A 5,966-nucleotide genomic window follows, 5' to 3' on the forward strand; every position below is an offset into this window, starting at 1 on the left:
CCCCAGGCAGGGCGCAGCCCCGGGCCGGGGGGCGCAGCCCCTGCGGAGCGACCGCTCACAACGGGGTGGGCGGCGGGCGCGCCAAGGGGTTTGGCGCCGCCCCGGCGGAGCGAATGCCTAGAGCGGGGTGGGCGTCAGGACTCGCGGGTTTTGAGGGCTCGGTGGAGGTCGTCGAGCTGGTCCACCAGCTTGCGGTGGAGCGCCGGGATCATCTCGTCCTTCAGGTGACGCTCGCCCAGGGCAAGGGATTCCTGGTCGATCGCGTACGACGGGAAGGCGTAGCGGCCCGCCGCCTCGGCCATGGCCGCGCCCCGGCGGGCGCCCAGGGCGATGGCCGCCGGGTAGAAGCGGGGGACGTACTCGCGTACGAGTTCCGCCTGCTCCGGCTGCCAGAAGCCCTGGGCCGTGGCCGTGAAGAGGTAGTTGGAGAGGTCGTCCGTGTCGAAGAGGGCCGACCAGGCCGCCGCCTTCGCCTCGGCCGTCGGGAGTGCGGCCCGGCAGCGGGCCGCGCCCTCCTGGCCGGTGGCGCTCGGGTCCCGCTCCAGTTCGGCCGCGATCGTCGGCTCGTCGGTGGCGCCGAGGACGGCGAGGCGGGCCAGGATGCGCCAGCGCAGCTCCGGGTCGAGCTCGGGGCCGCCGTGGACGGTGCCCTCGTCGAGCCAGGAGGTGATCTGGTCGGGGGTGGTGGCGCTGTCGATGAGGGCGCGGACGGCGGTGAGGCGCAGTCCGGGGGCCTCGCCGTCCTCGGTGCGGCGCAGCAGGGCGCGGGCGATCTGCCGAATGGTGGAGAGGGCGGCGGGGCGCGCCTCCTCGGTGACGTACCGGTCGGCGATCTGGGTGCGTGCGAAGCCGAGGACGCCTTGGACGAGGGCGAGTTCGGTCTCCTCGGTGAGGTGCGCGAGGGCGACCTCGAGGTAGTCGGCGGGGAGGAGTTCGCCGTCGCGGACCATGTCGCGCATCGCGTTCCAGATCACGGCGCGGGTCAGTGCGTCGGGGATGCGTGAGATGCCGCGCAGGGCGGCCTCCTGGGACGCCTCGTCGAGGCGGAGCTTGGCGTAGGTGAGGTCCTGGTCGTTGACGACGGCGAGGGCGGGCCGCGGGCCGGTGAGTTCGGCGGGTTCGGCCTGGGGTACGTCGAGTTCGCGTCGTTCGCGGAGGACGAGCTCGCCGGAGGGGTCGCGGTCGTAGAGGCCCACGGCGACGCGGTGCGGGCGGCTGCCCGCGCGGTCGATGGTGAGCTTCCAGCGGAGGCCTTCTCCGGTGAGGGCGGGGGTGAGGGTGTCGACGCCGGTCGTGCGGAGCCATTGGTCGGCCCAGGCGTGGACGTCGCGGTCGGTGGCGGCCGCGAGGTTGTCGATGAAGTCGGCGAGGGTCGCGTTGCCGAACTTGTGGCGCTTGAAGTGGATGTTGATGCCGGCGAGGAAGTCCTTCTCGCCGAGCCAGGTGACGAGCTGGCGGAGGGCGGAGGCGCCCTTGGCGTAGGAGATGCCGTCGAAGTTGAGGAGGGCGGAGGCGGTGTCGGGGACGGCCTCGGGGTCGGGGGCGACGGGGTGGGTGGAGGGCCGCTGGTCGGCCTCGTACCCCCAGGCCTTCCGGGTGACGCCGAAGTCGACCCAGGTGTCGGGGAAGAGGTCGGAGCAGGCTTCGTTGACGGTCTGGTAGCCCATGTACTCGGCGAAGGACTCGTTCAGCCAGATGTCGTCCCACCAGCGCAGGGTGACGAGGTCGCCGAACCACATGTGGGCCATCTCGTGGGCGATGACCATGGCGCGGGTCTGTCGCTCGGTGACGGTGACGGCGGAGCGGAAGACGAACTCGTCGCGGAAGGTGACGAGGCCGGGGTTCTCCATGGCGCCCGCGTTGAACTCGGGGACGAAGGCCTGGTCGTACGAGTCGAAGGGGTACGGCTCGTCGAACTTCTCGTGGAAGCGGTCGTAGCAGGCCTTGGTGACGGCGAGGATCTCGTCGGCGTCGGCGTCGAGGTGGGCGGCGAGGGAGCGGCGGCAGTGGATGCCGAAGGGCAGCCCGGCGTGCTCGGTGCGGACCGTGTGCCAGGGGCCGGCGGCGACGCACACGAAGTAGGTGGAGAGCGGCGGGGTGGCGGCGGAGCGCCACCGGCCGTCGGGCTGCTGCTCGGTGATGCCGTTGGCGAGGACGGTCCAGCCCTCGGGGGCCGTGACGGCCATCTCGAAGACGGCCTTGAGGTCGGGCTGGTCGAAGGCGGCGAAGACGCGTTGGACGTCTTCCATGAAGAGCTGGGTGTAGACGTACGACTCGCCGTCGCTGGGGTCGGTGAAGCGGTGCATGCCCTCGCCGGTGCGGGAGTACCGCATGGTCGTACTGATCCGCAGGACGTGCTCGCCCTCGCTCAGGCGCAGCGGGAGGCGGTTGCCGTCCAGGGTGGTGACGTCGAGGGGCTCGTCGTCCAGGAGGGCGGAGTGCAGGGTTTCGGGCTTCAGCTCGACGAAGGTGTCCCCGGCGGTGCGGGCGGTGAACCTGATGAGGCTGGTCGACCCGAAGGTGTCGTCGCCGGTGGTGAGGTCGAGGTCCACGCTGTAGTGCTGGACGTCGAGGAGCTGGGCACGGGTCTGCGCTTCGTCGCGCGTCAGTACGGACATGGCCCTATGCTGCCCGATGCCTTCGCCGTCGGGCAGGGGTGGTGGGGGCCTGACCTCCGCCGGGTACGTCCTTCCCGGGGGTCCTGGCCTCCGCCGGGTACGTCCTTCCCGGGGGCCCGCCGTTGTCAGGCGAGTCCTGAGCCGTTCAGGTGGGCGAAGGCCGCGGTGATCCGGGGGCGGTCGTAGCCGGCCGGGCCGGCCGCTCCGCTGGACAGCAGGGTGTGGAGGAGGATCCGGGCCTTGGCGGCGTCGAGGGGGCCGGCCGGGATCAGGCCGTGGTGCAGCAGGTCGTATTCGGATCCGGGGCTGCGGTAGGTGTCGGAGAGGGTCGCGCCGCTGCCGGTGCGGGAGGCGAGGACGACCGGGATGCGGCGGGCGATCTCGGCGAGCGGCTCGACGAGCCGGGCGGGGGCGTGACCGGCGCCGAAGGCGGCGACGACGAGGCCCTGGAAGCGATGGTCGACGGCGTCGAGGAGTTCGCCGTGGTCGCCGAGGGAGAGGGTCACCAGGGCGACCCGTACGTCGGGGTCGAGCTTGAGCGGGCAGAACGCGGCCTGGACGGCGGGGCGGAGCAGGATGCGGGGTTCGCCCTCGACGACCGTGCCGAGGGGCCCCGCGCCGGGTGAGGCGAAGGTGGCGACGGAGGTGGTGTGGGTCTTGCGGGCGAGGCGGGCCGCGTGGATCTCGTCGGCGAGGACGACGAGGACGCCGAGGTTCCGGCAGGCCGGGTGGGCGGCGACGGCGAGCGCGGCGGCCAGGTTGGCGGGGCCGTCGGCGCCCGGCAGGTCGGGGCGGCGCATGGCGCCGGTGACGACGATCGGCTGCTCGGTGGTGCAGAGCAGGTCGAGGAGGAAGGCGGTCTCCTCCAGGGTGTCGGTGCCCTGGACGACGACCACGCCGGAGCCTGCGGCGACGGTGGCGCGGACCTCGGCGGCGAGCGCGGCGAGGTCGGCGTGGGTGAGGGTGGAGCTGGGGACGCGGCGGAAGTCGTTCAGAACGATGTCGTGGTCGCCACCGAGTTCGGCGAGGACCTCCTGGCCGCTCATCCGGGCCGCGTCACCGCCTCGGGCGGAGATGGTTCCTCCGAGGGTGAAGACCGTGACGCGGGCCATCAGCGTGCTCCGTCCGCAATCGTCTCGTGGTGGCGGATGACCTCCGCGATGATGAAGTTCAGGAGTTTCTCCGCGAAGGCCGGGTCCAGTTTCGCGCTCCCGGCGAGTTCCCGCAGCCGGGCGATCTGCCGGGCCTCGCGGGCCGGGTCGGCGGGCGGCAGCTGGTGCTCGGCCTTGAGGACGCCGACCTGCTGGGTGCACTTGAAGCGCTCGGCGAGCATGTGCACGACCGCCGCGTCGATGTTGTCGATGCTTTCGCGCAGCCGGGTCAGCTCGGCCCGTACGGCCTCGTCGGGCTGGGACGGGGCCGTGGCCGGAGACGGGGCGGGCCGGTGGGGGCGCGGGGACTCACTCATGATCTGCGAGCTTAGACGGATCTCGGGGGGATCGTGGGCGGGTGTTCGGGATCCGGAACGGTGTTGCTCCAGCCGCCGTGCACCGACCGTCCCTGCTGTTCGCGGAAGCGGATGGGGGCGGTGCCGACGCGGCGGGTGAAGAGCCGGGAGAAGTAGGCCGGGTCGTCGTAGCCGACGCGGCGGGCGACGGCGGCGACGGGCAGCTCGGTGGCGGCGAGGAGTTCCTTGGCGCGGCCGAGACGCATGGTGAGCAGGTAGTCCTTGGGGCTGCACCCGGCTGCCCTGCGGACGGCCGTCCGCAGCTCGGCGGCGGTCATGCCGTGCCGGGCCGCGTGTTCGGCGACGGAGAGCGGCTGGAAGGCGTCGCGGGCGAGGGCGGCGAGGACGGGGTCGCCGTCGGCGTTGGTGTCGGCGCGGGCCCGGCGGAGGGCGACGAGGAGTTCGTGGACGGCGGCGCCGGTCTCGACCTCCAGGAGGGGGTTGCCGGCGCGGGCGGCGCGGGCGATCCGGCCGATGGCGGCGCGGGCGGGCGCGGCGTCGGCGAGGGGGACGACGGGCCGGTCGGGTTCGATGTAGCCGAGTTCGGTGTAGGTGGCGGTGGCGGGTCCGGAGAAGTCGACGAAGGCCTCGTCCCAGCCGGTGCTCGGGTCGGCTCCGTAGTGGTGGGGGGTGCCGGGCGTCAGCCAGAGGAGGGCGGGCGCGGTGACGGTGGTGCGGCGTCCGTCGGAGCCGCGGTACCAGCCGCTGCCGGCGGAGACGACGACGGCCACGTGGTGGTCGAGGGTGCGGGGCCCGACGGTGGGGAGGGTGCCGTGCTGGAGTCCGACGCCGAGGCAGACGAGGCCGAGGCGGTGGTGGACGGGGCTGGGCGTGAAGTAGCGCATCCAGGTGTGGTACATGCGGTGGTGCCCCTCCCCGGGCCCGTCCGGCGGATCGGGCCGGGGGCGGGCTCTAACGTCCAAACTGCGACGATCTTTGTCCATGGACCGGCTCACCGCCAGAGGGCGAGGGTGAGGCCATGAGCACGTTCGCTGTGGGTGACGAGGACTTTCTGCTCGACGGTCGGCCGGTGCGCCTCCTGTCGGGGGCGCTGCACTATTTCCGGGTGCACGAGGAGCAGTGGGGGCACCGGCTCGGGATGCTGCGTGCGATGGGCCTCAACTGCGTCGAGACGTACGTCCCCTGGAATCTGCACGAGCCGGAGCCGGGGCGGTACGCGGACGCGGACGCCCTCGGCCGGTTCCTGGACGCGGTGGCGCGGGCCGGGATGTGGGCGATCGTGCGCCCGGGGCCGTACATCTGCGCCGAGTGGGAGAACGGCGGTCTGCCGCACTGGCTGACCGGCCCGCTGGGGCGGCGGGTGCGGACCCTGGACCCGGGGTTCCTGGCGCCGGTGGCGGACTGGTTCCGGCGGCTGCTTCCGCAGGTGGTGGAGCGGCAGGTCGACCGGGGCGGGCCGGTGGTCCTGGTGCAGGTGGAGAACGAGTACGGCAGTTACGGCAGTGACCGGGGCTATCTGGAATGGGTGGCGGAGCTGTTGCGGGGGTGCGGGGTGAGCGTTCCGCTGTTCACCTCGGACGGTCCGGAGGACCACATGCTGACGGGCGGTTCGGTGCCGGGGGTTCTGGCGACGGCGAACTTCGGCTCGGGCGCGCGGGAGGGCTTCGCGACGCTGCGGCGCCACCGGCCGTCGGGGCCGCTGATGTGCATGGAGTTCTGGTGCGGCTGGTTCGACCACTGGGGCACGGGGCACGCGGCGCGGGACGCGGGGGACGCGGCGGAGGCGCTGCGGGAGATCCTGGAGTGCGGGGCCTCGGTCAACGTGTACATGGCGCACGGGGGTACGAACTTCGGCGGCCGGGCCGGCGCGAACCGGACCG

The 5,966-nt window shown here is 73.0% G+C and carries 5 protein-coding genes; 1 reads left to right on the forward strand and 4 read right to left on the reverse strand.

Translation table 11 applies throughout. From position 1 onward, the window contains the following. Positions 1–134: 134 nt before the first annotated feature. From pepN to AOK00_RS28455, 4 genes are all read right to left on the reverse strand, one after another. Positions 135–2,618, reverse strand: coding sequence for an aminopeptidase N (pepN, locus tag AOK00_RS28440; protein WP_055603112.1), 2,484 nt, complete (start codon positions 2,616–2,618; stop codon positions 135–137). Positions 2,619–2,743: 125 nt separating this feature from the next. Beyond that, positions 2,744–3,730 (reverse strand): asparaginase, encoded by a 987-nt coding sequence (locus tag AOK00_RS28445; protein WP_055603113.1) that lies wholly within the window; start codon positions 3,728–3,730, stop codon positions 2,744–2,746. Beyond that, entirely contained in the window at positions 3,730–4,086 is a 357-nt protein-coding gene (locus AOK00_RS28450; protein WP_079042243.1) for a chorismate mutase, read from the reverse strand. The genes AOK00_RS28445 and AOK00_RS28450 overlap by 1 nt, the downstream gene beginning before the upstream one ends. Before the next feature lie 11 nt (positions 4,087–4,097). After that, complete coding sequence (locus tag AOK00_RS28455; RefSeq protein ID WP_055603114.1) at positions 4,098–4,985, reverse strand: AraC family transcriptional regulator; 888 nt, start codon at positions 4,983–4,985, stop codon at positions 4,098–4,100. Between the two features lie 119 nt (positions 4,986–5,104). Between AOK00_RS28455 and AOK00_RS28460 the strand changes: the two genes are divergently transcribed. Continuing rightward, a partial coding sequence (locus AOK00_RS28460) for a beta-galactosidase (protein WP_173861655.1) occupies positions 5,105–5,966 on the forward strand: 862 nt, incomplete at its 3' end.

Source organism: Streptomyces aureus, assembly GCF_001418135.1.
GTDB lineage: Bacteria > Actinomycetota > Actinomycetes > Streptomycetales > Streptomycetaceae > Streptomyces > Streptomyces aureus_A.

Coding starts and splice junctions, on each gene's coding strand:
- pepN (WP_055603112.1), bottom strand. CDS start 2,618: ATGTCCGTACTGACGCGCGACGAAGCGCAGACCCGTGCCCAGCTCCTC.
- AOK00_RS28445 (WP_055603113.1), bottom strand. CDS start 3,730: ATGGCCCGCGTCACGGTCTTCACCCTCGGAGGAACCATCTCCGCCCGA.
- AOK00_RS28450 (WP_079042243.1), bottom strand. CDS start 4,086: ATGAGTGAGTCCCCGCGCCCCCACCGGCCCGCCCCGTCTCCGGCCACG.
- AOK00_RS28455 (WP_055603114.1), bottom strand. CDS start 4,985: ATGTACCACACCTGGATGCGCTACTTCACGCCCAGCCCCGTCCACCAC.